Origin of the sequence: Pseudomonas sp. D(2018) (assembly GCF_005502555.1) — a bacterium.
GTDB lineage: Bacteria > Pseudomonadota > Gammaproteobacteria > Pseudomonadales > Pseudomonadaceae > Metapseudomonas > Metapseudomonas resinovorans.
In genome coordinates this window covers 1-23,856 of sequence record NZ_SCOK01000004.1, presented here as the reverse complement: position 1 = coordinate 23,856, position 23,856 = coordinate 1, and the positions used below count along the sequence as shown (strand labels likewise).

The 23,856-nt window shown below is 65.1% G+C and carries 22 protein-coding genes; 4 read left to right on the top strand and 18 right to left on the bottom strand.

Annotated features, from left to right (window positions below):
• Positions 1 to 7: 7 nt before the first annotated feature.
• On the bottom strand, positions 8 to 826 hold the full coding sequence (locus tag FFS60_RS04440; RefSeq protein ID WP_137821259.1) for an AraC family transcriptional regulator: 819 nt from the start codon (positions 824 to 826) through the stop codon (positions 8 to 10).
• A gap of 144 nt (positions 827 to 970) precedes the next feature.
• On the opposite strand from FFS60_RS04440, the gene FFS60_RS04435 reads away from it, so the two are divergent.
• The gene (locus tag FFS60_RS04435; RefSeq protein WP_028628624.1) at positions 971 to 1,846 is read left to right on the top strand and encodes a DMT family transporter; all 876 of its coding nucleotides are present in this window, start codon (positions 971 to 973) and stop codon (positions 1,844 to 1,846) included.
• On the opposite strand, the gene FFS60_RS04430 is transcribed toward FFS60_RS04435, so the two are convergent.
• The 3 genes from FFS60_RS04430 to FFS60_RS04420 all read right to left on the bottom strand — a co-directional run bounded on the left by FFS60_RS04430 (position 1,843) and on the right by FFS60_RS04420 (position 3,302).
• Entirely contained in the window at positions 1,843 to 2,058 is a 216-nt protein-coding gene (locus FFS60_RS04430) for a hypothetical protein (protein ID WP_371926364.1), read from the bottom strand. The genes FFS60_RS04435 and FFS60_RS04430 overlap by 4 nt on opposite strands.
• A gap of 46 nt (positions 2,059 to 2,104) precedes the next feature.
• A complete protein-coding gene (locus FFS60_RS04425) occupies positions 2,105 to 2,677 on the bottom strand; it encodes a GNAT family N-acetyltransferase (protein ID WP_051246653.1) in 573 nt (190 codons plus the stop codon).
• A gap of 256 nt (positions 2,678 to 2,933) precedes the next feature.
• Entirely contained in the window at positions 2,934 to 3,302 is a 369-nt protein-coding gene (locus FFS60_RS04420) for a hypothetical protein (RefSeq protein ID WP_137821258.1), read from the bottom strand.
• Positions 3,303 to 3,500: 198 nt separating this feature from the next.
• On the opposite strand from FFS60_RS04420, the gene FFS60_RS04415 reads away from it, so the two are divergent.
• The 3 genes from FFS60_RS04415 to FFS60_RS04405 are packed head-to-tail and all read left to right on the top strand — an operon-like array spanning position 3,501 to position 5,412.
• On the top strand, positions 3,501 to 3,761 hold the full coding sequence (locus FFS60_RS04415; protein WP_028628621.1) for a membrane protein: 261 nt from the start codon (positions 3,501 to 3,503) through the stop codon (positions 3,759 to 3,761).
• Positions 3,762 to 3,808: 47 nt separating this feature from the next.
• Complete coding sequence (locus FFS60_RS04410; protein ID WP_028628620.1) at positions 3,809 to 4,654, top strand: DUF692 domain-containing protein; 846 nt, start codon at positions 3,809 to 3,811, stop codon at positions 4,652 to 4,654.
• The gene (locus tag FFS60_RS04405) at positions 4,645 to 5,412 is read left to right on the top strand and encodes a DUF2063 domain-containing protein (protein WP_137821257.1); all 768 of its coding nucleotides are present in this window, start codon (positions 4,645 to 4,647) and stop codon (positions 5,410 to 5,412) included. Before FFS60_RS04410 ends, FFS60_RS04405 begins: the two co-directional genes overlap by 10 nt.
• 26 nt (positions 5,413 to 5,438) lie before the next feature.
• On the opposite strand, the gene FFS60_RS04400 is transcribed toward FFS60_RS04405, so the two are convergent.
• The 14 genes from FFS60_RS04400 to algD form a co-directional block, all read right to left on the bottom strand.
• Complete coding sequence (locus tag FFS60_RS04400; RefSeq protein ID WP_028628618.1) at positions 5,439 to 6,269, bottom strand: SDR family oxidoreductase; 831 nt, start codon at positions 6,267 to 6,269, stop codon at positions 5,439 to 5,441.
• A gap of 94 nt (positions 6,270 to 6,363) precedes the next feature.
• Entirely contained in the window at positions 6,364 to 6,825 is a 462-nt protein-coding gene (locus tag FFS60_RS04395; RefSeq protein WP_028628617.1) for a hypothetical protein, read from the bottom strand.
• Between the two features lie 108 nt (positions 6,826 to 6,933).
• Positions 6,934 to 8,376, bottom strand: a complete 1,443-nt coding sequence (locus FFS60_RS04390) for a mannose-1-phosphate guanylyltransferase/mannose-6-phosphate isomerase (RefSeq protein WP_137821256.1) — start codon at positions 8,374 to 8,376, stop codon at positions 6,934 to 6,936.
• A 219-nt stretch (positions 8,377 to 8,595) separates the two neighbouring features.
• Positions 8,596 to 9,240 carry an alginate O-acetyltransferase AlgF gene (locus tag FFS60_RS04385; RefSeq protein WP_137821255.1) on the bottom strand — a complete coding sequence of 215 codons (645 nt, stop codon included), beginning with the start codon at positions 9,238 to 9,240 and terminating at the stop codon, positions 8,596 to 8,598.
• A 69-nt stretch (positions 9,241 to 9,309) separates the two neighbouring features.
• Complete coding sequence (locus tag FFS60_RS04380; RefSeq protein WP_137821254.1) at positions 9,310 to 10,458, bottom strand: alginate O-acetyltransferase; 1,149 nt, start codon at positions 10,456 to 10,458, stop codon at positions 9,310 to 9,312.
• Between the two features lie 12 nt (positions 10,459 to 10,470).
• Positions 10,471 to 11,964 (bottom strand): MBOAT family protein, encoded by a 1,494-nt coding sequence (locus FFS60_RS04375; protein WP_137821253.1) that lies wholly within the window; start codon positions 11,962 to 11,964, stop codon positions 10,471 to 10,473.
• Positions 11,965 to 12,121: 157 nt separating this feature from the next.
• Positions 12,122 to 13,216, bottom strand: coding sequence for a mannuronate-specific alginate lyase (locus FFS60_RS04370; RefSeq protein WP_137821252.1), 1,095 nt, complete (start codon positions 13,214 to 13,216; stop codon positions 12,122 to 12,124).
• Between the two features lie 14 nt (positions 13,217 to 13,230).
• Entirely contained in the window at positions 13,231 to 14,655 is a 1,425-nt protein-coding gene (locus tag FFS60_RS04365) for an alginate biosynthesis protein AlgX (protein WP_137821251.1), read from the bottom strand.
• A gap of 11 nt (positions 14,656 to 14,666) precedes the next feature.
• On the bottom strand, positions 14,667 to 16,184 hold the full coding sequence (algG, locus tag FFS60_RS04360; RefSeq protein WP_371926369.1) for a mannuronan 5-epimerase AlgG: 1,518 nt from the start codon (positions 16,182 to 16,184) through the stop codon (positions 14,667 to 14,669).
• Positions 16,185 to 16,255: 71 nt separating this feature from the next.
• On the bottom strand, positions 16,256 to 17,701 hold the full coding sequence (locus FFS60_RS04355; protein ID WP_028628609.1) for an alginate export family protein: 1,446 nt from the start codon (positions 17,699 to 17,701) through the stop codon (positions 16,256 to 16,258).
• A 15-nt stretch (positions 17,702 to 17,716) separates the two neighbouring features.
• Positions 17,717 to 19,090, bottom strand: coding sequence for an alginate biosynthesis TPR repeat lipoprotein AlgK (gene algK / locus FFS60_RS04350; protein WP_028628608.1), 1,374 nt, complete (start codon positions 19,088 to 19,090; stop codon positions 17,717 to 17,719).
• Between the two features lie 13 nt (positions 19,091 to 19,103).
• Complete coding sequence (locus FFS60_RS04345) at positions 19,104 to 20,264, bottom strand: alginate biosynthesis protein Alg44 (protein WP_137821249.1); 1,161 nt, start codon at positions 20,262 to 20,264, stop codon at positions 19,104 to 19,106.
• A gap of 29 nt (positions 20,265 to 20,293) precedes the next feature.
• A complete protein-coding gene (gene alg8, locus FFS60_RS04340) occupies positions 20,294 to 21,775 on the bottom strand; it encodes a mannuronan synthase (RefSeq protein ID WP_028628606.1) in 1,482 nt (493 codons plus the stop codon).
• A 57-nt stretch (positions 21,776 to 21,832) separates the two neighbouring features.
• Positions 21,833 to 23,143, bottom strand: coding sequence for a GDP-mannose 6-dehydrogenase (gene algD, locus FFS60_RS04335; RefSeq protein WP_028628605.1), 1,311 nt, complete (start codon positions 23,141 to 23,143; stop codon positions 21,833 to 21,835).
• Between the last annotated feature and the right edge of the window lie 713 nt (positions 23,144 to 23,856).

Genomic DNA, 23,856 nt, shown 5'->3' with positions numbered 1-23,856 from the left:
CGCGGGCTCAGCCGCGCACTGCCCGCGCCAGTCGCCCCGGCGTGTAGCCGTAGGCGCGGGTGAAATGGCGGTTGAGGTGGCTCTGGTCGGCGAAGCCACAGGCCAGGGCGGCCTGTACCGGGGCCTCGCCCGCCAGCAACTGGCGGTGGGCCTTCTGCAACTGGCGTTGCAGGCGGTAGGCGTGAGGCGGCAGGGCGGTGACCGCCTTGAAGGCCCGCAGGAAGTGATGAGGGCTGACGCCGGCTTCCCGCGCCAGCTCGGTGAGGCTGGCAGCCACCTCCGGCGCTTCGTCCAGGCGCTGGATGGCGCGGGCCACGGCGCCCGTGGGCAGGCGCGGGCGGTAGCTGCGCCGGTCCTCCAGTAGCGCACCCAGCACCTGCAGCAGCTCCTGCTCGGCCACGTCCCACCAGGGTTCTTCGGCCGGCCCGGTGAGGGCAGCGTGCAAGGCGAGGAAGGACTGCCGCGCGGCGCTGCAGGGCAGCACCGGGTGGGCCAGTTCGCAGCCCGGGCTCTGCTCGAGCAGCCCCGCCACGCGGGCGATCAGGGCGCTGTCGAAATAGAGCATGCGCCAACTGCGCGGGCCGTCCGCCACGGGGCGACCGTCGTGCACTTCGTTGGGGTTCACCGAGATCAGGCAGCCCGGTTCGGCGCGCACATTGCCGCGTCCGCTGGCCGAATCCTGGGCGCCGTGGAGGATGACGCCGATGCCGAATCCGTCGTGGGTGTGGCGGCCGAAGGCACGCTGCGAGGTGGCCTCCACCGCCAGCACGCCGGCCAGATGGCTGGGTTGGATGTCGAATGCTTCGGTGAGCGTGCTGCCGGTCATGTGCGCCTCCCGGTCGTGTGCGAGGCCGCAGTATAGCCAGGGAGGGCAGGTGCCTCGACAGATCAATTTCGTTCAAGAACCCGCGCGGCGGATGCCCCTGAATAGGCCCTCGCAATCCAGCGAGACGGTATTCGGGAGGTCGGGGTGTCGAGACGTGCGCAAGGCTATCTGCTGCTTTCACTGGCGATGATGACGGTGGGCACCACGGTCATCGCGTCCAAGGTCCTGGCCGGCAGCGTGCCGCCGTTCCAGGCGACCGCCCTGCGCTTCGCCCTGGCCCTGCCGGTGCTGCTGTGGCTGCTGTGGCGCCAGGGTGGGTTATGGCCGCGCCTGGGGGCGGGAGACCGGGCCTTGCTGGTGCTCCAGGCTGCGGCCGGCAGCGTGGGCTACACGGTGCTGCTGGTGATCGGTCTGGCCCACCTGCCGGCGGCAGACGCCGGGGTGATCATCGGCACGCTGCCGGCGGTTTCCGCGCTGTTCTCGGTGCTGGTGCTGGGGGAGCGACCGGGGCTGCGGCAGGTGGCCAGCGTAGCGCTGGCCACCCTCGGGGTGGTGGCGGTGGCCTGGAAGGCCAATGGGCCGAGCAGCGGGTTCGGGATGCTCTGCGTGTTCGGGGCAGTGCTGTGCGAGAGCGCATTCATCCTGCTCAACAAGCGGATGCGCCAGCCGCTGGGGGCGGTGCAGCAGGCTACCGCCATGGTCGCCCTGGGGTTGCTGGTGTCGGCGCCGCTGGCCCTGTTCGAGGGACCGCTGGCCTGGCCTTTGCCCGCGTCGCTGGCCGCGCTGGCGTGGTACGCCTGGGTGCCGACGGCGGCGGGCTTCCTGCTTTGGTACGCCGGCTCGTCGCGGGTCAGCGGCGGCGAGGCGGCCACCTTCACGGCAGTGGCCCCGCTCACGGCGGTGGCGCTGGCTGCCGTGTTGCTGGGCGAGCCGCTGGGGCTGTCCCAGGGGCTGGGCGTGGCGGCGGTGATCCTGGCGATCCTGGTGCTGGCGCTGCCGGTCGGGTGGCGCCGGGGCTAGCCGCTGGCCTCGTCGGCCTTCTTCGCCCCGCGCAGGTTCATTGCCGTCAGGCACAGCTGCAGGATGATCAGCGCCCAGGCATGGGCGTGCAGGCCCAAGGCGATCCACAGGGCATTGCTGGCCAGAAACACCCAGAAGCCGATGTGCCGCCGGGCTGGTGTCTGCGAGCCGATCAGCCAGACGGCGGCCATGGTGACCAGCATGGCCGGCATTGCAGCAGGTCGAGGTCGTCCATCGAATCCCCCTTGTTCTCCCTTTTTAGTGAGGCGGGGAGGGCGACGGTTCCAACGTTTTTTGGGGCTCCAGGGGGCGGCTGAAGAACAGCGCGACTTCCTCGGGCGGGGTGTCGCGCGGGTCGTAGAGCACGGTGTTCAGCCCGCTGAAGGCGAAGCCGGACTTCAGGTAGAAGCCGATGGCCGGGTGATTGCTGCTCTGGGTCTCCAGCCACAGGCAGCGCGCGCCGCTAGCACGGGCGAAGTCCACGGCCTGCTCCAGCAGCCGCCGGCCCAGCCCCTGGCCCTTGTGGGCCGGTGCGACGAACAGCGCGCTGAGTTCGGCGCTGCGGTTCCAGCCTTCCAGCCGCACGCAGGCGAACCCTGCCAGGCTGCCGTCATCGGTCTCGGCGGCCAGGGCGAAGTCGGCGTCCTCCACATCCTCGGCGAACCCTTCGGCGTCGTAGCGCTTGCGGAAGGGCTCCGCGTGGCGTTCCTCCACCAGTACGAAGCCGAGTCCTTGCCGCTCCACGCGGTAGAGCAGGTGGGTGTCATAGCCGGCATCGAAGGCGCTCAGGGCCTCGGCGTCGCGGGGCAGTTCAAGGGGGCGTAGGTGCATGGTGAACATTCCGTCCTCGAATACGGGGTGCGTGATCTCCGACGAGGACTTCAACCCTGTCGAGTTCCGCATGAAGAACTCGCAATGAGACCAGTTCGAACAACTGGGGCTCGATGGTGCCTTCTACGGTCATGTAGGCATGGCACCCGGTGAGCATCGCAGTAGCCAATATCGGTATGGCCCTGGTGATGGCCGGTAACGTACTGGTGTTCCGCAAGCCCGAGCCGGTCGTACCGGTGGCTGCAACGGCGGGTCGCTAGCGTAGCCGGGCGAATATCCGCTCCGACAGCAGCAATGCGGCTAACACCGGATAGCACAGGTAATGGACCAGGAACAGCAGGACGCCCATCGGGCTGGGCGTATCCTGCAATGCCATCATGGCCAGCAGACCGAGGTAGAGCACGCCGAGGATGCCGCCGTAGCCGAGCACGATGCGCCAGCGTTCGCCCGGCGCCGGTGCGCGTTGCTGGATGAAGCGGAAGGCCAGGGCCAGCAGCGTGGCCGTTGCAGTGGCGATCAGCAGGGTGGCGAAGATCCCGCCGATCTTCGCGAAACTGCGCAGCAACAGGTTCAGGACGATGGCCAGGGCCACGCCGCCGACGGCGTAGCGCAAGGGGAGTGACATGGTCGTTTCTCGTTGCGGAGGTGGGGAAACTGTAGCCGGATGCGATCCGGAAGTGGCGACCTGCGCAGTTTCGCGGATTTCATCCGGGCTACAAGAAAAAATTCCGCGTCCACCTGTAACGCCAGCGGACGAGCGTTCTCTACCTCTATGTCCGGCGCAGCAAGCCGGCCAAAGACAACCATCCCGAGGATGCACAAAATGACTACCAAGACTTCCACCACCACCGCTGCTGGCGTCGCCCTGGCCCTCGCCGCTGCCGGTCTGTTCGCCAGCCTGCCGACCCAGGTCATGGCCGAAGAAGCGATGGTGCACTGCTACGGCATCAATGCCTGCAAAGGTCAGAACGACTGCAAGACCGCTAACAACTCGTGCAAGGGACAGGGTGCCTGTAAAGGCCAGGGCTTCAAGAGCACCACGCTGGCTGAGTGCAATTCCGCCGGCGGCAAGGTCGGTCCCTGATGAGGCTGGGGTGGCCTGCGGGCCACCCCGATCCAGGGAGAACTGCCATGCATGAACACCCATCCAGCCTGGGTTTTGGCCTGGGCTTACGCAGCCAGTACCACCAGGAGGTTCTCGAACGACAGCCGACGGTCGACTGGTTCGAGGTGATCTCTGAGAACTACCTGGTAGGCGGTGGCAAGCCGCTCTACTACCTGGATGCCATTGCCGAGCGCTATCCGCTGGTGATGCACGGGGTGTCGCTGTCCATTGGCGGCCCGCACCCGCTGGACCGCGATCATCTGCTGCAGTTGAAGGCACTTGCCCAGCGCATCGGGCCCCGCTGGGTCTCTGATCATCTTTGCTGGAGCCGTGGCAACGCCCACCAACTCCATGACTTGCTGCCGCTGCCCTTCACCGAGGAGAGCCTGGCCCATGTGGCCGAACGGGTCCGGCAGGTGCAGGACATGCTGGGCCGGCCGCTGGTGCTGGAGAACGTTTCCAGTTACCTGCGCTGTACCGACAGCGAGATGAGCGAATGGGAATTCCTCGCCGCCCTGGTGGATCTCAGCGGCTGCGAACTGCTGTTGGATGTGAACAACGTGTACGTCAGCGCGCGTAACCAGGGATTCGAACCCTGGGACTTCATCCGCGCACTGCCGAAAACCGCCATCCGCCAGTTGCACCTGGCCGGTCATAGCGACTACGGCCACTACCTGATCGATACCCACGATGCACCGATCTGTGATCCGGTCTGGCAGCTCTACCAGCGCACCCTTGAACACCTGGGGCCGGTGGCCACCCTGCTGGAGCGTGACGACCACCTGCCGCCCCTGGACGAGCTGCTGGCCGAGTTGGGAAAAGCGCGGGAACTGGCTGACGTCACCCTGGGAAAGGAGGTGGTATGCGCCTGAGCGAATTTCAGCAGCGCTTCGAGGCCTACCTGCTGGATGAATGCGACACAGCCGACCCCGAACTGCTTGGCGCCATTCGAGGCGGCCCGGAACTGGGGGCGCTGGAAGGGCTGAAGATCTACCACCACGCCTACCGTGCACGACTGGTAGACGCCCTGCGTGGCGACTACCCGACACTGCATCACTGGCTCGGCGACGGTGAGTTCGAAGCCCTGGTCCACGCTTACCTGCGTGCCCATCCGTCGCGGCATTTCAGCCTGCGCTGGCTGGGGGCGAGTCTCGCCGATTTCATCGAGTCCTGGCTGGTGCCGGATCAGTCCGCGCCCCTGGCCGAGCTGGCGCGGCTGGAATGGGCCTTCACCCTGGCCTTCGATGCCCCGGCGGATGAGCCGCTGACCCTGGAGCAGATGGCGCATTTGCCTGCTGAAGACTGGCCCGAGCTGCAACTGGCTTTGGTGCCCAGTGTGCAGCGGGTGCCTTGTCGGCATAACAGCCTGGCCCTGTGGCGGGCGGTGAAGGATGGCCGCGAATTCCCTGTCATCGAGCTGCTGGAGCGACCCGAACTGTGCCTGGTCTGGCGCCAGGGGCTGGTGGGGCAATACCGCAGCCTTGCCGAGGAAGAGGGCCATGCATTGCTGGGCATGGTGGCGCAGGGCTGGAGCTTTGCCGGCCTGTGCGCGGAACTCGGCGATCCGATGCTGGCGGCTGGCTGGCTGAAATTGTGGATAAGTGAGGGGGTGGTCAGGCGCGCAGGCTGAGTCTGGCGCCGTCCGACCGGCTTTTCCTAGAGTTCGACGCCCAGTCCGAAGCGCTTCTTCAGCACCCGCTCCAGCACGCCTCTTGGCACCCAGCGCGCCAGCAGCGGCAGGGCGCGGCTGCCGTTGCCGATGCGCACCAGCGTCGGACGCGGCTTGCGTTGAACGGCAGCGAGCAAGGTACGGGCGAAGTCCGTGGCTGAAGTGGGGTTGTCCTGGGACGCGCGGGCGCGGGCGCGAATGCCTTCGCGCACCGGCCACCAGGGGGAGTCCTCGGCGATCAGGGCTTCGGCTTCGCGGGTGGCGTTGGCGCCGAAGCTGGAGGCGATGGCGCCGGGCTGCACTTCCATCAGTTCGATGCCGAAGGGTGACAGCTCCAGGCGCAGGGCATCGGAAAGGGCGTGCACCGCTGCCTTCGAAGCGCAGTAAGCGCCGGCAAAGGGGGTAATCAGAACGCCGGAGACGCTGCCGATGTTCACCACCAGGCCGCGGCGCTTACGCAGCAGCGGGAAACAGGCGCGGGTCACATCCACCAGGGCGAAGACGTTGGTGTCGAACTGCTTGCGCAGGGCTTCGACGCCACCGTCCAGCAGCGGCCCCATGGCGCCATAGCCGGCATTGTTCACCAGCACATCGAGGCCGCCGTCCTCCCGTTGCAGTCGTTCGGCCAGGGCCGCCACGGCAGCCTGATCATTCACGTCCAGTTCAATGGCGATGAAGCCGGCGGCTTCCAGTTCGGCAAGATCCCGTGGTTTGCGGGCGGTGGCCCAGACGCTGTAGCCAGCCGCCTTGAAAGCGTCGGCCAGGGCGCGGCCGATGCCGCTGGAGCAGCCGGTGATCAGGGCGGTGGGAGTGGGCATGGCGAGTCCTTGTGCGCGGAATGTTGGGGAAACGGGGGCGGGCGTGATCTCCCTCACCCCCGGCCCCTCTCCCGGAGGGAGAGGGGAGCATTACTCAGTCGACAAATGTGCCACGCAGATTGGTGGCGCGAAACTCCAGCGATTGGGCGCGATAACCCTGGCGAATGGGCGGCAGGGCGAGGCAGTCCTGCCATTGGGCGCCGGGTTGCAGCTCGGTGGGGCCGAGGTAGCGTGGATGGTCGTAGCTGGGCTGGGCGAGGTTGATGGCGTCACCGGGGCGGAAGGCCTGCAGCTGCCAGGCAAAGTCACGCAGTACGGCATCGGCTCCATTGCGCACGGAGATGGCCAGGGGCCGATCGGCTGGGCAGCGGTCGTCGAGGCGGAGCTGGATTTCCAGGCGGGCGAAGCGCCGCTCTTCCGCGCGCTCCTGCCACAGCACCCAGGCGGCCACCAGGCCCAGGCCGGCCACAGCGGCCATTGAGATCGGCAGTGCCTTGGCCGGGTAACGCAGCAGCAGGATGAGCCAGGTCAGTATCAGAACGATGCCAATCAGCATGGGAAGACCTCCTTGAGGCCTACCATGCTAACAAGAGTCCGGGGGCGATGTAGGCGCCAGCTTGCTGGCGAAAGGTTGCCCCTTCGCCAGCAAGCAGGCTCCCAGGGGTCAGCGGGCGATGCCGTGCAAGGTGGCCGACTGCGGGGCGCGGCCGTAGACGTCATCCAGACGCTCGATATCGTCCTCGCCGAGGTAGCTGCCCGACTGCACTTCGATGATCTCCAGCGGGATCTTGCCCGGATTGGCCAGGCGGTGCACCGAGGCGATCGGGATGTAGGTCGACTGGTTTTCGGTGAGCAGGAACACCTTGTCGTCGCAGGTCACCTGGGCGGTGCCGGATACCACGATCCAGTGCTCGGCGCGGTGGTGGTGCATCTGCAGCGAAAGCTGCGCGCCGGGTTTGACGGTGATGTGCTTGACCTGGAAGCGGCCACCCATGTCCACCGAATCGTACGAGCCCCAGGGGCGGTATACGGCGCAGTGATTCTGGGTTTCGCTGCGGCCGTCGGCGTCCAGCTTGTTCACCAGTTTCTTCACGTCCTGCACGCGGTCCTTGTGGGCGATCATCATGGCGTCCTTGGTCTCGACCACGACCACGTCGTCCAGGCCGATCACCGACACCAGCTTGCCGTTGCCATGCACCAGGCAGTTGTGGCTGTCCTGCACCACCACATCGCCCTTGGTGACGTTGCCGTCGGCATCCTTCTCATGCACGTCCCAGATCGAGCTCCAGCTGCCCACGTCGTTCCAGCCGGCATCGAGCGGCACCACGCAGGCGCGGGCGGTCTTCTCCATCACCGCGTAGTCGATGGAGTTGTCCGGGCAGCAGGCGAAGGTGGCCGAGTCGATGCTCACCGCTATGCCGTCACGCTTGCTGCGTTCCAGGGCCAGCAGGCAGGTGTCGTAGATATCCACCTCGTGGTGCTTGAGCTCCTCCAGGAAGCGGCTGGCGCGGAACAGGAACATGCCGCTGTTCCAGAAGTAGTCGCCGGACGCGACGTATTGGCGCGCCAGTTCTTCGTTCGGTTTCTCGACGAATTCGGCGACGCGGCTGATGCCTTCCGGCAGCACGTTGTCGGACTTGCTGCGGATGTAGCCGTAGCCGGTTTCCGGGCGCTCGGCGGGTACGCCGAAGAGCACCATCTCGCCCTTGTCGGCGGCGCTGGCGGCCAGTGCCAGGGCCTTCTGGAAGGCAAGCGGGTCGCGCAGCACATGGTCAGCCGGGAGCACCAGCATCAGCTCGTCGCGGCCCTCGGCGACCAGTTGCATGGCGGCGATGGCCACGGCTGGCGCGGTGTTACGGCCGAAGGGCTCCAGCAGCATGGCTTGCGGCTGCAGGCCGATGGCATCGAGCTGCTCCTGCACGATGAAGCGGTGATCCTGGTTGGCCACCAGCACGGCCGGTTGCATGCCTTCGAAGTCCAGGCGCTGCAGGGTTTGCTGGAACAGGGTCTGTTCGCCGGTGAGGGCGAGGAACTGCTTGGGATACTGCTTGCGCGAAAGAGGCCAGAGGCGAGAGCCGCTACCGCCAGAGAGGATCACGGGAATCATGGTGTTTCTCCTAGAACTGTCATGGGTTGAGGCGCTGCTTCCATCGATCACATTTCGTTGGCCTGGCCGCGTGTCCACCGTGTCGGCTGGTGGTGGGCTGAAGCCCACCCTGCGCGGAGCGATCCCTTCGGATCGACTTGGCCATTTCTTTCCCGCCCTCTGCGGGGCAGGTAGGTACCGGCGTGGTTCAACCCGCGCCGGTTGTCACTTCGTTGCGGCTCAGGACTCCACCGGGCGCTTGACCCAGACCGGAGAGAGCTTGCCGCCGTTGCCGGTGATGTAGAGGCAGACCACCTCGCCGCGCTGCAGGGAGACGGGCTTGAGGTCGCTGACTTTCTTGTCGCCGTCGAACAGGGCGAGGCCGACTTTCACCGGGTTGATCTCGCGCTCGCCGCGGCCTTGCGGGGCGACGTTCTCGACCACCGGGGTCTTGCCGTCGGCGGTCTTCAGGGTGAGCTTGGCGTCGGACAGGTTCTGCACGCGCAGCAGGGCTTTCTGCTTGTTCCTGAAGGGGGGCTCTTCGACCAGTTGCGGGTTCTGGCCAGTCTGGTTGACCAGGGTGTAGTAGCGGTCGGCCTCCAGCTTCACCGAGAGGCTGCTGCCGCCCACCTGGGCGCTGTAGTTGCCGGCCGGGAGGAACTTGAAGTCGCTGGAGCCCAGTGGCGGGACGTCGGTCAGCGCGGTATTGCCGACGTTGACGCTGAGCTCGCTGCTGCCGGCGTTGTAAGCGCGGACGAAGGCGGACCCCTTGGGCGCCTGCGGGCCGTACAGGCCGCCTTCATCGGCCTGGGCCTGCAGCGCGCCGAGACCCAGCACCAGGGCGCAGGCATAAGACGTCCAGCTGCGGTTGTTCTGTCGGTTCATGAGGTGTACCTCCATCTTCTCTCTTGATCGGGCCGCTGACGGCCCTGCGTTCCCCTTGCGGGGGATTTCTCAGTTGCTCGAGCGCGAGGCCAGGCGTTCATCGGTGCCTGTGCCCTTGCGCAGGCCGGCGACCCATTCGGGGTCGAATTCGGACAGGTCGCTCAGCATCGGCAGGTAGCGTTCCGGGAACTCCCAGATCACCAACTGCGGCGGGGCATCCTTCAGCTCGTCACTCTTGAGGTACTTGAGCATTGGCAGGATCGGCCCATGGCCGTCCTCGGCGTGGTTGACCAGGTCGCGCTGCAGGGCCTGGCGCAGGGCGCCGGCGAAGTTCCACTTGTCGTTGGCGCTGTAGCTGGTGCCCACCAGCACCACGGGCACTTCGCTTTCGGCGAACAGGGCATCAGCGCCGGCGTCGCCCGCGTCGTCGTTGCGAGTGGCGCGCTTCTGCAACTGGTCCGGCGCCGGCATCAGGTTTTCGAACAGCGGGTCCAGCGGCAGGAAGCGCGTCAGGTCGCCCTTGTAGGTATCCACGCCCTCGGCTTCGGTCACGTACTGCTGCGGCGTGCCGCGCAGGGTCATGGCCTGGCCAACGGCTTGTCCCAGGCGGCCGGCGACCACTTCGGCGCCCAGCGGCGTCCAGTGGGTGTCGGTGCGCAGGAAGACCTGGCCCTGATTCTTGGCGTCTTCGAGGGTGGCAAGCAGGTCGGGGGCGATGATTCCGGCCTTGCGCGCTGCGCCGCGGAAGCGCTCGTAGAGGTCCTGACGCAGGGCGGAGGGGGTGGCTTCGCCGACATACTCGGGATAGAGGCGCGACTTAGCCGGGACGATGGCCAGCATCAGCTCCACGTTGTGTCGCGCCAGCTCGTCGCGAACGCCCTGGATCAGCGCCAGGTTATCGCGCATGTGGCGGCTGCCATCGGCGACCGGGTCGAACTCTTCATCCGAGAAGAGCCAGCCGTCCTGGCCAATGACCACGCCCTGGCGGCCTTCGCCGAACAGCTTGTAGTCCGCCAGGGCCCAGAGGTTGGTGCCCAGCTGCTTGACCGGGAATTCCTCGTCGTAGCGCTTCTCGAAGGCCAGGGCCAGCTTGCCGTCCAGCACGCTGGTTTCCTTGGCTACGGAAAAGCCGAAAACCACGCGCATGGACCACAGGCAGAGGGCCAACAGCAGGCCGCAGAACAACAGGATGTAGAGCAGGTTCAGGGTTCTGTTCATGGTCGGCTCCACTCAGAACTGGAAGTACAGGAAGGGCGAGAAACTCTGCGCCGAGAGCTTCAGCACCGAGGCGGCGAACAGCAGGAGCACGGCAGCATGGAAGGCCAGGGCGCCAACCTGCAGGCGAGCGCGGGGCAGGGCGGCGCTATCGTCGGCATTGATGGCGATGCCGTCGTCGTCTTCGCGGGCACGGGCCTTGGGCGCGCCGGCCAGCGGCTGGGCGTAGAACTGGCGGATACCGCAGATGGCCAGCACCCCATAGGCCAGCACCAGGGTGGCGATTTGCAGGCTGGTGAGCTGGGCGCGGTTGAGCTCGGAAAGCTGCCAGTCACCGAAGCTGAACATAGCGGCGTACATGCGCCAGGCGACGTCCAGGTTTTCGGCGCGGAAGATCACCCAGCCGATCACCACCAGCAGGAAGGTGAAGGCCCACTTCAGCGGGTTGATCGCCCGTGGCGCGGCGTTCACGCCCAGGGCGCGCTCGATGGCCAGCCAGGCACCGTGCCAGGCGCCCCAGATGATGTAGGTGAAGTTGGCGCCGTGCCACAGGCCACCCAGCAGCATGGTCAGGAACAGGTTGCGGTAGGTCTGGAAGGTGCTTCCACGGTTGCCGCCCAGGCTGATGTACAGGTAGTCGCGCAGCCAGGTGGAGAGGCTGATGTGCCAGCGCCGCCAGAACTCGGTGATGGACTGGCTGATGTAGGGCTGGTTGAAGTTCTCCATGAAGCGGAAGCCCATCATCAGGCCCAGGCCAATGGCCATGTCGCTGTAGCCGGAGAAGTCGAAGTACAACTGCGCGGTGTAGGCCAGCGCGCCGAGCCAGGCGTCCCCCGTGGTCGGGTCGGACAGGGCGAAGCAGTGGTCGGCGATGGGCGCGATGCTGTCGGCGATGAAGACCTTCTTGATGAAGCCCTGCATGAAGCGCGTGCAGCCCTCGGCGAACTTGTCCACCGTGTGGGTACGGTGGTTGAACTGGTCCACCAGGTCCTTGAAGCGCAGCACCGGGCCGGCGATCAGGTGCGGGAAGATCGCCACGAAGGCCGCGAAGTCCACCAGGTTGCGGGTGGCCGGCGTATCGCCGCGGTACACGTCGATGATGTAGCTGATCGACTCGAAGACGTAGAAGGAGATCCCGATCGGCAGCAGGATGTGCGTGAGCACGAAGGGCTCCATGCCGAAGGAGGCGATGATGGCGTTGAGGCTGTCGACGCCGAAGTTGGCGTACTTGAAGTAGCCGAGGACGCAGAGGTCCACCGCCACGCCGAGGAGCAGCCATTTCTGCGCTGTTTTCGTGCGCACGCCGGCCGCGCCGATGCGCAGGCCGATCCAGTAGTTGAACACCGTCACCGCAGCGAACAGTGCCAGGAAGTCGATGCGCCACCAGGCGTAGAAGATGTAGCTGGCGACCAGCAACAGCAGGTTTCGATAGCGTGTCCCGACCAGGTAGTACAAGCCGAGGAAAATCGGCAGGAACAGGAACAGGAACACGTTGGAAGAAAAGACCATCCGAGTCTCTCCAGTGAACGTTTGATTTCAGTCCCGCCACGTTGGGCGGGGGCGTCATTTCTCCCCTCTCCCAGGGTGAGAGGGGGTTATCCGTGCCAAGCCGAACACTCGCGCTTGCTGCACTTCTCCCCTCTCCCTTTGGGAGAGGGAGTTGTCGCTAACTCCCACCCTCCTTCTTCGGATGGAACACCTGGGTCACATCCCCGCCGAGGCGGAAGGTCTTGTAGGGGCCCATCTCGACCTTCCACGCGAGGGTTTTGGCTGAGCAGGCGTAGAGCGAGCACCAGGGTTCGAGCCAGGAGAACTTGGCGTGCTTTTTCAGCTCGCTCATGTCCTGGTCGTCGCCGGTTTTATCAATGAAGGCTTCCTGGTCATTCACGCCGGCGATGACGTTCTCGCCAAGGCGGCGCAGGGCACCGTCGTTCTCTTCGCGCAGGTCCACGCCGTTGGCCTGGGCGAAGCTGGCGACCATGGCGAGCGGCGGCAGGCTGTAGTTGTGATAGGCCAGCGCGCGTTGCTTGCGCTTGAGTTCGTTGGGCAGGAAACCGTCCTGGTCCACTTGGCCGGCTGCCACGCGGAACTGCGCCACCGACCAGTCGAAGAGATCCTGGCGGTTGGTCGCCACGGCGGAGGCCATCACCGACCAGGCGGCCCAGTAGGAGTGGTTGTTGATCTTCTTCAGTGGCAGGCCGCTCCAGTCATGCACCACCTGATCGGCCAGGCGCGAGAACCAGGACTCGATCACCTGGGTCTGGGCGCGGTAGGGCGCCAGCGGCTGCGATTCGGAGAACTTCAGGTGCAGGTAAGCCGAGGCCATGCTGCCCAGCGCCCATTTGCGCATCGACTTGCCGGTGTGGTTGTACTCCGTGCTCAGCAGGGCGTTGGCCTGGGCCCAGTTGCCCAGCCACTGCAGGGTGCATTCGAGCTGGGTGCGCTGACCCTTGCGCATGTATTCCATGACCATCTTGCTGACGCCGCGCTCCATCTCGGTGATGGCGGCGGTCTTCTCGCGGAAGGCTTTCTCCGCCGTCGGATTGAGCGTGGCGCGGGCCTTGTCGGAGCCCTCGTACTTGCTGCGGAACTCCAGTTTGGCGGTGTAGGGCGCGGGTGGCGACTTGCAGCTGCCAGCGGATTTGGCGTCGATATCTACAGGGGCGTAGTAGCCCTTGGGCGGCACCAGGTCGGCGGCGTGGCTTTGCCCTGCGAGCAGGATGCCGGCGAAGAGGGGAGCGATCAGCCAGGGTCGTTTCATGGATTCCTCCTTCCTCATTCGGCCGTGGCCGTGAGGTTGTCCCCGCCCTTGCCGGGACGTGCGCAGACGCTCACCTCGACGCTGAGGTCCTGGGGCATCTGTTCGGGGCTGTGGATTTCCAGGGCGAGCAGGTTCAGGTCGGCCCAGTCCGGGTCGTTGCGCAGCTCGAAGACGTAGCGGCCGCCGGTGTCGACGCGGTCGCTCTGTTCCAGCTTGAAGTTCTCGCGGCGGCCGTTGAGGTACCAGATGGTGGCCTTGGACTCGTGCACCGACGGGTCGCTGAAGGTCAGGTCCACCTGGTAGTCGCGCCCGCGCAGGTCAAGCAGGGCCGAGCCCTTGCCGTTGACCAGCACTTCGTTGGCGCCCGGGCGCAGCTTCATCCTGTTCTTAAGCGCCACCGGACGGCCCTCGCAGCCGTTGTTCACCAGGGGCACCGCCTGTCGGTAGAAACTCTTCTGCGCCATGTCGTAGTGGGTGGCGAACTCCCAGATCAGCACCTTGGGCGGGTTCTCGTGGAACTCCTTGCTGCTCATGTACTGCAGCAGGGCACTGTCGAAGCCGCCGCCGCTGACCGCCATGTTGAGTACTTCGGCGCCGCTGTGCTGCTGCAGGAAGCCGGCAAAGTTGTAGGCCGGGCCGCTGTTACTGGTGCCTACCAGGGTGACCTGCGGATTGGACTCATCGCCGAACAGGCTGTCGCCGCCGTCGCCTGCCGCTTCGGTCTCGAAGCGGTCGACGTATTGGGTGGCGTAGCTGGTGCCGCAGAGCTGGCCGGCGGTCTTGTGCAGGGTGCCGGCCTTGGGCAGCAGGCCGACCACCTTGCTCTGGAAGTCCTTCTTCGGGATGTCGTTGAAGCCGGGGATCTGCTTCAGGGTTTCGGCCACCAGCTTGGCGGTTCGCTCGGCGCCGGCCGGCGTCCAGTGGTGGTCCGCCTTGAAGTAGTAGTCGGTGCCCACGCCCTGCTCATCGAACAGTGGCGAGAGGTCGGTGGCCCAGATACCGGCCTTGCGGAACTGCTCCACGGCGGCGAGATAGTTCTTCTTCGCCAGGTCGTAGTTGAAGTGGCGCTTCTCTTCCGGTGTGAGTTTCTCGCGATTGATCAGGCCACGGGTGGGCTGGTAGACCACCATCAGCTCGACGCCCTTGGCCTTCAGCGCATCGCGCAGGCGGCGGAACTGGCTCCAGCCATAAGGCGTGGTGCCGAAGTCGGTACGCAGGTCGTACTGGGTCCGGAACAACCAGTCGTCCTGACCCTGCACCAGGGTGGTGAAGAAGCTCAGGTACTTGGTGTTGTAGGTGGCCGGGTTCTGCGCCACGGCGCAGAGCGGACCGGTGCGTTGCACGCTGTATTCGGGTGCCGCTTGAGCACCCTGGGCGGCGGCCAGCAGGGCGGCGGCCAGGGCGGAGGGGGTGAACCAGTAGCGGGAAAGTCTTTGCATGATCTCGTACCTCAATCCTGGAGTTCGGCCTGGCTTTCGACGGGGTCGATCAGCACCGCCTGCTTGCGGCGCACCATCAGGTCGAGGATTTCGTCCTGCTTTTCGCCGAGGATGCCGGCGAAGCTGATGCCGGTGGATTTGCTCGGGGCGAGCAGCTCCACGCGGTACAGCTCGACCGACAGGGGCGAGTCGATGGAGAGGGGGCTGGAACCGTTGCCGGCGAGTTTGCCGCCCACCAGGATCATCGAGACCTTGGTATCGAAGGGGTCGAGTTCGATGTTCCGGTCGGTGTCGGAGAGGTCCTTGATGTGGCCGTACACGCCGGTCAGGCCGTTGGCTGCCGAGAGGTTTTCGTACAGGCGGATGTTCACGCTGTTGCGCACGCGGATGCCGTGGCGCTGGTTGCTGAGGATCTTGTTGCCCCAGAGCAGGTTGTTCGAGCTTTCGTAGATCGTGATGCCGTCGGCGTGGTTCTGGTACACCTCGTTCCAGGCCACGAGATTGTTCACCGAGTTACGGTCGATCACGATGCCCGAGAGCTTGTTGTCGTAGCTCTTGTTGTGGACGATCCAGCTGTCGTCCACCTCACGGGAAATGATGATGCCGTGCTTCTTCCTGGTCCCGTGCACGGTGTTGTGCGCGATGATCAGACCGTGGGATCGGTCGTGCGGGTCGATGCCGTAGACGATGTTGTCGCGGTAGGTGTTGCCCTTGATGACCACATCCGCCGCTTCGAAGCAGTAGAAGCCGTACCAGTGGTCGACGAACTCCGAGTCCAGCAGCCAGCCGGTGGGGGCCGGGCGCTTCAGGCGCGCGGCCTGGCCCGGGGTGTACTGGGTGATGGAGACGCCGTAGGACTTGGAGTTGTCGTAGCCCAGGCTGGTGACCTTGCTGCCGACGATATACAGCTCGCTGCCACCCCAGGACACCAGGAACGGGCGGAACTCCTCGGGCTTGCGGAACCAGGCGGGGGATTTGTCCTTTTCACGCCAGGCGGTGAGCTGGCTGCCGGTGATGAACAGCTTGCCGTCGTTGACCAGGAAGGCGCCGCGTTCCTGCGAGAGGCGGAAGTCCTTGGTTTCCTTGCCGATCTGCAGGCTCGCACCCTGGGCCACCACGACGGGCAGGCGGGCGATGTAGACGCCCGGCTCGGTCTCGCTGAACTGGCTGTCCGGCAGGGCTTTCGCCAGGTCCGCCGGGGTCACGTAACCGCCCTCGACGAAGATCGCCTGGGGCATGCCTTGCTGGCGCTTGACCCATTCACGCAGACGCTCGTCGCCGCCGATGAAGTCCTTCAGTGCGTCTTGCTGGAGCATGCGCCTGACCACCACGCGGCCGCGGGTGTTGCGATCGATCTTCGCTTCCACCGCCGCCAGGGTGTAGCCGGACAAATCCGGCAGTTTCGGCGTCTCCAGATGCAGCTGCTCCACCGGCGCGGTGGACACCGTGTAGTTCTTGATCGGCTTCAGTTCCTGGGTCAGCTCCGCGCCCTGGACCCAGGGCGCGGCCATCTGCAGGGCGCCGAGCATGACGCCGCCCACCAGCAATGTGGTTCCCATGCCACGTTTCATGGCTGTTCCTCCGTTGCGCCGGATGTCCATCAGAAGCGCCAGATGAAATCGACGAAGGCGCGGTGCATCAGCGAGTCGGTGCCGCTGCCATAGGCATCGCCCGGCTTGAACACGCCGCCACGCAAACGCACCAGGGCCGAGCGCTCGTCCAGGTGTTCGGCCATGGAGGCGGGCAGCAGGCCCTGTTTGAAGTACTTGGTGACCACCAGGTCCATCTCCTGGCCGATGTCTTTCTCGCCGTCTTCCAGCGGCGCGATGATTCCGCTCTGGCCGACGTCCTGGTTGTCGTCCACGCGCCAGAAACGGTGGTAGACGACGCTCGCGTCGTAGTCCTCGCCCAACTGCCAGGAGGTGAAGGCGGTCGCCACTTGCAGGTTGCTCAATTCGCCACGGAAGGCTTCGCCGAAGCGGTGCATGCGGGCTTCGGTACCGGTGAAGTTGGAGCGGTTGCTCTCCAGCCCGGTCTGGCGGAATTGCTCGGAGCTGTCGTCATCGCCACCACCGCTGCCGCGGGCATAGGCACCGCCGACCTTCCACTGGTCATCGATGTTCCAGCGCAGGCCGAGGTCGATCGCCCAGGCGTCCACATCGACATTGCGTGAGCCGGCGGCGAGGGTCTGGTCGCCCACGGCTGACTGCTGCAGTTCGTCCACATCGCCGGTCAGCCAGGTGGCCTGCGCCCAGTAGTTCAGGGGTTGCGTGGAGCGGCGATCGAAGAAGCCGCCATCGGCTTCCAGGCCCAGCCAGGTCAGGTCGCCGGTGGTGCGTTTATCCAGTTCATCGACTTCTTCGCCCACGTTGGGCAAGTCGCCGTTGTCGCGGCTGTGGTGCAGCTTGGCGCCGACCCAGTGGCCTGGGCGCCATTGGGTGGAAATGTCGCCGAAGAAGTGTTGGCGATCTTCGTCTTCCGGGGCCAGTTCGTCGATGTCGGTGCGGTACTCGCTGAAGCGCTCGGCGACGCCGGCATGGGCGCGCAGCAGGGTGGTGTCGAAGCTCCAGCGCAAGGCTTCGATGTTGGTGTCCCACCAGGTGCCTTCCTCGCTGCGCACGCGCTGGCGGCCGAAGCGCAGGTGCTCGCCCGGGTAAGCGGTGAGGCCGCCGTAGTCGACCCAGAACTCGCGCATCGCCAGGTAGCTCTTGTCCGGCTCGCGGCCATTGTTGCGCTGGCCGGCGTCGGCTTCGATGTCGCCGGACTCCAGGGTGTCCGTTTCGACGATATCGGTGGCGGTGACCGCCTGGCCCATGGCGAAGGCGCTCCAGTCGCCACGTTCGCCATAGACCCAGGGACGCAGGTCGAGACCGATGCCGTTGACATCGCCCCCGTCGCGGGTGCCGAGGTCACGGTCGTCTTCCGACTGGGCGGTGATCTTCACGTCCAGGCCGAAATTCCTGCCCTCGGGCTGGGCGGCGTGGGCGATGCCCGCGGCCAGCAGGGACAGGCCCAGGCCGGCGCGAATCCAGGGTTTGGTGTTCATCGTCAGTACGTGTCCTTATTGGGTCTGCATGGCTTGCATCTGGGCGGCGTCCGGTGCCGTTGCACCGCGCACCTGGCGCTCTTCGCGCAGCAGTTGCTCGGCGCGGGCACGCTCGGCCTGCGGCAGTTGCTGTTCCACGCGTTGCGCCAGCTCCAGGGCCTGCGGCGTGTTCTTGGGCAGGGCGAGTTGGCTGAAGACGTAGGCGTTGACCAGGTTGGGTTGGATGCCCTTGCCTTGGGTGTACATCTGGCCGAGGGCGAAGTCGGCATTGATCTGGCCGTTGCGGGCGGCGCTGAGCAGGTGCTCCAGGGCCTTGTCCGGGGCGATGTCGCCCAGGTAGCCGCGCAGGTAGATCTGGCCCAGCAGGTAGTTGGCGCTGGGCTCGGTGGGTGCGGCCTTGAGCAGGTGCTCCTCGGCCTTGCGCGGGTCCAGGGGGACCAGCTTGCCCTCGTAGTGGAGGCGACCCAGCAGCAGTTCGGCGCGGGGCAGGGACGCGGCACGGCCCTTTTCCAGGTAACCCAGCATCTGCTCGGTATCACCGAGCGCCGGATACTCGTAGAGCAACTTGGCCAGGCTGACCCAGGCGGCGGGGTAGGCCGGGGCCAGTTCCTCGAGCATGGCCTGGGCCTTGCCTTCGTCGGGCTTGCCGAGTTCGGCATCGGCGAGCACCTGGGCCACCGACTCCACGCGCTGGGCGGGGATGCGCCCGGCGTGGTAGCCGGACATCAGGCCATCCAGCAGTTTCTGCTGGGCGTCAGCCTTGCCTTGCTTCTGGTAGACCGTGGCCAGCTCGACGTAGCAGACGTCGGCCAGGGCCAGGCTGCGGGTGCAGATCTGCTCGATCTCGCCCAGGTGCTGATCGTAGGTGCCCTGGGTGCGATAGAAGAGAATCTGCGCCAGCTCGGCCTGGGTGTGTCCTTCGGCGCGCCATTGGGCGATGCGTGCGGGCACGTTCACGGAGGGGAAGTCCTGCGGGTACTGCAGGTAGAGCATCACCAGCGGCAGCAGGCTGGTCTCCTCACCCGCAGCGAAGGACTCCTCCAGCAGTTGCGCCGTTTCGCGGCGCTCCGCCTGGCTCAGCTCGGTCTTGCGCGCCAGCAGCTTGCCCAGGCGGGCTTTGGCGCGCGGTGACTGGTCCATGGCCTGGCGGTAGGTTTGCTCGGCCTTGGCGAGTTGCTCGGGGTCGCCGCTGGCCACCTGCAGGTCGGCCAGGCCGACCGCGGCATCGGCATAACCGAGCTCGGCCAACTGGCGGAAGTTCTGCTCGGCGGTGGCGCTGTCACCGCGCTTCAGGGCTTCGCGGGCGAGGCGTTCGTCGGGCAGCCCGGCGCAGCCGGCCAGGGCGATAGCCGCAGCCAGCAGCAGGACAGGGGGGGTGTGATGGGCCATGGCGGTGCCCTCCTCAGAAGCCGGCCGCCAGGGCACGGTCGATCAGCCAGTCAAGGGACGGGCCGCGATCGATGCTGACTTCCACCGGCTGGCCGGCGAGGCTGCTGGGCAGCGGCTCGTCGGGCTGGACGGTGGCGCGGATGTCGGCGGACATGCTGCCGTCATGCAGGTTGCTGCTGAGGATCTTGCCGTGGCGCACCTGGTCTTCGCCGGCCACCTGAAAGGTGACGCGAGCACCTGGCTTGGCCTGGGCGATGTTGCGGAAGGGGAAGCGCGCCTGCACGGTGGCCTGGGTGTCCTGCGGCACCAGTTCGAATATCACGTCGCCCTTGCTGGCGAACTGGCCATCGGCGACGAGTTGGCGGGCGATCTTGCAGTTGCAGGGGCTGGTGAGCGTGCCCTTCATCTGCTTGCCGAAGAGTTCTTCGACATTGCGCGGCGACAGTTGAGCGTCTGTCAGGTGACCCTTGAGCATTTCCAGCATGGTGGCGCTGAAGGACGCGATAGGGGCGCCTTTCTCGACGCTGGCATCCGGGCCCACCAGGCTCTGCACGGTACCTTCGCGGGGCATGGTGACCTGCATGGAGGGCACCGCGACCATGGCCGAGTCGGCATGGGTGACAAAGTAGAGGCCGTAGAGGGACTTGGTGATGTACGCAAAGGCGCCGACGCCGATGACGAAGATGCCGAGGCTGAAGCTGACGGCCTTCAGGCGGCCCAGGGCGCCCATGCCGCCGCCGGCCCCGGCTTTGCGCGGCTTGGTGAAGTTCTCGCGCTGCAGGGTGTTGAGCAGGTCGCCGGCGCTGACCAGTTCGCCGGAAAGGTGCGAGCTGATCAGGTAGCGCAGGGTGGCGATGTCGCGCGGTTGCAGGTTGTGGAAGACGCAGCCGATACGCTCGTTGCGGGTGTCCACGGCGCGTACCTGGAACTCCACGTCCAGGCCCAGGCTGAGGCCGTCGATCTGGAACATCAGGCGGCCTTTGTGGTGGTCGCCGACATTGGCGCCCGCTCGGCCAGCGGTAAAGGCGAAGCCGCCGGCGGAAACGTCCAGCAGCGACGCCTCGAAGCGTTCGCCACGGGCGATGTAGCGGACTTTGCCCGGGATCTTCACCCGCGCATGCTGGCGCTGGGCTTCGGATTCATGCACCACATTGAGATTGACGGCTGTATTCATGGCTTCGATTCCTGTCAGGTTCCTTGTGCTCACACGATCGCCAGCAGCGTGGCGATGAATACGCTGGTTGCGGAGAAGGTCATGGCGCGTGAGGACCAGGTGTTGAACCAGCGCGAGAAGCTGGCGAGGTCACGGTTGAGCTTGGTGTTCTGGCGGGTCCAGGACTGCTGGTCGAGGCGGAAGAAGACGTAGATCTTCACCAGCGCTCCGACGATCTGGTTGTAATAGAGGATCAGCGGATAGGCCGGCCCGATCCGGTGCCCGGTGATGCTGAGCAACAGGGTCAGGACGAAGCGGGTGAGGCCGATCCACAGCAGGTACACCAGCAGGTAGGCGATGCTGTACTTCAGGCTGGCGATGATGGCCACGGCCAGGCCCAGCAGGCAGGTCCACATCGACGCGCGCTGGTCGGCCAGTACCACGGTGGTGAACCAGCCGAGGCGACGCGGACCGAGCGCCAGGGCGCGGGAGTTCTGCCTCAGGTTGTTGCCGTACCAGCGGAACATCAATTTGCGGCTGGCCTTGATGAAGCTCTTCTCCGGCGGGTGCTCGACCGTGTTGATCGCGGCGTCCGGCACATAGAAGGTGTCGTAGCCCAGGCGCATCAGGCTGTACCAGCTGGACTTGTCGTCACCGGTGAGGAACTGGAAACGCCCCAGGCGCCAGTGGTCGAGGTGGTCGCTTTCCACGTCGGCGATGAAGTCCGGGTCGGTCACTACCTGGGCGCGGAACACCGACATACGGCCGGTCATGGTCAGCACGCGCTTGGAGAGCGCCATCGAGCACATGTTGAGGTGGCGCTGGGCGAAGCGCAGCTTATGCCACTCGCTCATGATGTAGCTGCCGCGCACCTCGCAGAACTCATTGGTGGTCAGGCCGCCGACATTCGGGAAGAGCTTGAACCAGGGCACGGTCTTCTTCACCACGCCTTCGGCCAGCACCGTGTCGCCGTCGACCACCGCCACCACCGCGTTCTCGTCCGGCAACTGCCGGGAAATGGCGCGGAAGCCGTAGGCCAGGCCGTCGCGCTTGCCGGTGCCGGGAATGCGTACGAAGTCCAGCTTGACCCGCGAAGGCGGTGCCAGCTTGGCCCAGAGGTTCTTCACCAGCAGTTCATCGGAGAGTTCGACGATGGAGCAGACCACGGTGGTCGGATAGCCGCAGTCGATGGCTTCCTGGATCACCGAGCGGTAGACCATTGCAGTGGTCAGGGCCTCGATGCGGAAGCTGGTCACCAGCAGGAATACGTGGGACGGGTCGGCCGCGTTGCCGAGCTTGGCCAGGCGCCGCTTGTACCAGGGGTAGACGACGTAGAGGAACAGCGTGCCGCGCACGAAGTGCAGGGCGCCCATGGAGTAGCGCCAAATGCCCACAGCCCCGATCAGCAGCAGGAAGTGCTTGGAGTCGGGGTCGAACACCGACTTGGGCAAAGCCAGTGCCAGCAGCATCAGCGCGATGAGGTAGAACAGCCAGCCCGAGGCTTCGAGCAGGCCATGCTTGATCTTGTCCATAGAATCGTCCCGGGCTCGTTGCGGATGCCCCCTCCCGGGTGGGAGGGGGCAGGGCGCTTACCAGCAGATCCCCTCGGCGTTGCCTTGGGTGCCCTTTGGCATGAAGCCCACCAGGTCGATCACCTGCTTGCCGGCCGGCGCCTTCTGGGCCAGCGGGGCGAACAGTTCGTCACGGTTGCCCAGGACGATGATGTCGGCCTTGTCGACCACCGAGTCGAAGTTGCTGTCCAGCAGCGACGACACGTGGGGGATCTTCGACTCGATGTAGTCCTTGTTGGCGCCATGGACGCGGGCGTACTCGACGTTGCGGTCGTAGATGCTGAGGTCGAAACCCTTGCCGATCAGCATCTCGGCCAGCTCCACCAGCGGGCTTTCACGCAGGTCATCGGTACCCGCCTTGAAGGACAGGCCGAGCAGGGCGACCTTGCGCTTGTCATGGCCGGAGATGATGTCGAACGCCTTCTGCACCTGGCCGGCGTTGCTGCGCATCAGCGAGCCGATCAGCGGGGAGTCCACGTCCAGCGAGGTGGCGCGGTAGTTCAGCGCACGCACGTCCTTGGGCAGGCAGGAACCGCCGAAGGCGAAGCCGGGGCGCATGTAGTACTTGGACAGGTTGAGCTTGTTGTCCTGGCAGACCACGTCCATCACTTCGCGGCCATCGACGCCAACGGCCTTGGCGATATTGCCGATCTCGTTGGCGAAGGTGACCTTGGCCGCGTGCCAGACGTTGCAGGTGTACTTGATCATCTCGGCCACTTCGATGTCCTTGCGGATGATCGGCGCGTCGAGTTCGCGGTACAGGGTCTCGAGTACGTCGCCAGCAGCCTTGTCCAGCTCACCGATGACGGTCATGGGCGGGTAGTCGTAGTCCTTGATCGCGGTGCTTTCGCGGAGGAACTCGGGGTTCACCGCCACGCCGAAGTCGACGCCGGCCTTCTTGCCGGAGCAGTCTTCGATGATCGGGATCACCACATTCTTCACGGTGCCCGGCAGCACAGTGCTGCGCACCACGACGGTGTGGCGCTCGGCCTTGTCGCGCAGGGCGAAGCCGATCTCGCGGCAAACGCCTTCGATGTAATCCAGGGACAGGTCACCGTTCTTCTTGCTCGGGGTACCGACGCAGATGAAAGACACCTGGGTTTCACGCACCGCACCGGCAACATCGGTGGTGCCGCGCAGGCGGCCGGTTTTTACGCCTTGTTGAAGAAGTTCTTCCAGACCCGGTTCGACAATGGGCGATTTGCCATTGTTGATCAGGTCGATCTTGGTCTGAGAAACGTCGACGCCGACAACTTCATGACCACGAGCAGAGAGGCAGCCGGCGCACACTGCACCAACATAGCCCAAACCGAAGATGCTGATTCGCATCGTATTCACCTCGTCCTTTCAGCACGCTGTTTAATATGTGACGTTAGTGTCACTTCCGTTTGCACTGTTATGTCGCAACTGCAACTTTCCAGTGCACAGGCATGATTAATACCGGACGCCAAAGTTAGGGCGCCTGAACTGGGCATGTCGTTACGCTTGCCCGGGTAGAGTCCTGAGCTGATTGCCGCAAGGGCTCTGGCTCGTTGGTTTTGTCCAGTAGGTCGAGTTTGTTGCGCTTCTCCTTAATCAACTTATTTGGTTTTCACCAGATAAAAACTACCCCTCGGCTGTGCGCCGATAGTTATCAAGGCAGTTTGAGATCACACCGAAATATGGTGTGAAGAATTAAGTCACGGGGGTATGAGTGTCCGTCTTTTCGGATAGTTCCTACCGTTCGTCCCTGAATTTGCTTATTGCAGTTTTTTGACTACGCCCTATGTCTGCTCGGTGGCATTCTCAGAGTTGGCTTGCTTGGGAAAAGTTCCAGATAGTGCAAATTGCAGGATTTCAGTGATTGCATTTTGCAAGTTGGCCACTATAAGTCAGCATGTTGGCCAGTATTAAAATGGTATGTGTGCCGGCCATATGATCTTGAAGTGATATTGGAAACTGCAGTGGCAATTACGTGGCACGCAGGAGTTGATTGGCGTGCGCTCGCAGGTTGGGCAGAGCGCAGCGAAGTCCAACGGCGGAGGCGGCAGGCGGGGCGGGGC

What these genes read in the sequence shown, in the direction of transcription:
- FFS60_RS04440 (WP_137821259.1), bottom strand. Translation starts at nt 826, where the DNA reads ATGACCGGCAGCACGCTCACCGAAGCATTCGACATCCAACCCAGCCAT.
- FFS60_RS04430 (WP_371926364.1), bottom strand. Translation starts at nt 2,058, where the DNA reads ATGCCGGCCATGCTGGTCACCATGGCCGCCGTCTGGCTGATCGGCTCG.
- FFS60_RS04425 (WP_051246653.1), bottom strand. Translation starts at nt 2,677, where the DNA reads ATGCACCTACGCCCCCTTGAACTGCCCCGCGACGCCGAGGCCCTGAGC.
- FFS60_RS04420 (WP_137821258.1), bottom strand. Translation starts at nt 3,302, where the DNA reads ATGTCACTCCCCTTGCGCTACGCCGTCGGCGGCGTGGCCCTGGCCATC.
- FFS60_RS04415 (WP_028628621.1), top strand. Translation starts at nt 3,501, where the DNA reads ATGACTACCAAGACTTCCACCACCACCGCTGCTGGCGTCGCCCTGGCC.
- FFS60_RS04410 (WP_028628620.1), top strand. Translation starts at nt 3,809, where the DNA reads ATGCATGAACACCCATCCAGCCTGGGTTTTGGCCTGGGCTTACGCAGC.
- FFS60_RS04405 (WP_137821257.1), top strand. Translation starts at nt 4,645, where the DNA reads ATGCGCCTGAGCGAATTTCAGCAGCGCTTCGAGGCCTACCTGCTGGAT.
- FFS60_RS04400 (WP_028628618.1), bottom strand. Translation starts at nt 6,269, where the DNA reads ATGCCCACTCCCACCGCCCTGATCACCGGCTGCTCCAGCGGCATCGGC.
- FFS60_RS04395 (WP_028628617.1), bottom strand. Translation starts at nt 6,825, where the DNA reads ATGCTGATTGGCATCGTTCTGATACTGACCTGGCTCATCCTGCTGCTG.
- FFS60_RS04390 (WP_137821256.1), bottom strand. Translation starts at nt 8,376, where the DNA reads ATGATTCCCGTGATCCTCTCTGGCGGTAGCGGCTCTCGCCTCTGGCCT.
- FFS60_RS04385 (WP_137821255.1), bottom strand. Translation starts at nt 9,240, where the DNA reads ATGAACCGACAGAACAACCGCAGCTGGACGTCTTATGCCTGCGCCCTG.
- FFS60_RS04380 (WP_137821254.1), bottom strand. Translation starts at nt 10,458, where the DNA reads ATGAACAGAACCCTGAACCTGCTCTACATCCTGTTGTTCTGCGGCCTG.
- FFS60_RS04375 (WP_137821253.1), bottom strand. Translation starts at nt 11,964, where the DNA reads ATGGTCTTTTCTTCCAACGTGTTCCTGTTCCTGTTCCTGCCGATTTTC.
- FFS60_RS04370 (WP_137821252.1), bottom strand. Translation starts at nt 13,216, where the DNA reads ATGAAACGACCCTGGCTGATCGCTCCCCTCTTCGCCGGCATCCTGCTC.
- FFS60_RS04365 (WP_137821251.1), bottom strand. Translation starts at nt 14,655, where the DNA reads ATGCAAAGACTTTCCCGCTACTGGTTCACCCCCTCCGCCCTGGCCGCC.
- algG (WP_371926369.1), bottom strand. Translation starts at nt 16,184, where the DNA reads ATGCTCGGCGCCCTGCAGATGGCCGCGCCCTGGGTCCAGGGCGCGGAG.
- FFS60_RS04355 (WP_028628609.1), bottom strand. Translation starts at nt 17,701, where the DNA reads ATGAACACCAAACCCTGGATTCGCGCCGGCCTGGGCCTGTCCCTGCTG.
- algK (WP_028628608.1), bottom strand. Translation starts at nt 19,090, where the DNA reads ATGGCCCATCACACCCCCCCTGTCCTGCTGCTGGCTGCGGCTATCGCC.
- FFS60_RS04345 (WP_137821249.1), bottom strand. Translation starts at nt 20,264, where the DNA reads ATGAATACAGCCGTCAATCTCAATGTGGTGCATGAATCCGAAGCCCAG.
- alg8 (WP_028628606.1), bottom strand. Translation starts at nt 21,775, where the DNA reads ATGGACAAGATCAAGCATGGCCTGCTCGAAGCCTCGGGCTGGCTGTTC.
- algD (WP_028628605.1), bottom strand. Translation starts at nt 23,143, where the DNA reads ATGCGAATCAGCATCTTCGGTTTGGGCTATGTTGGTGCAGTGTGCGCC.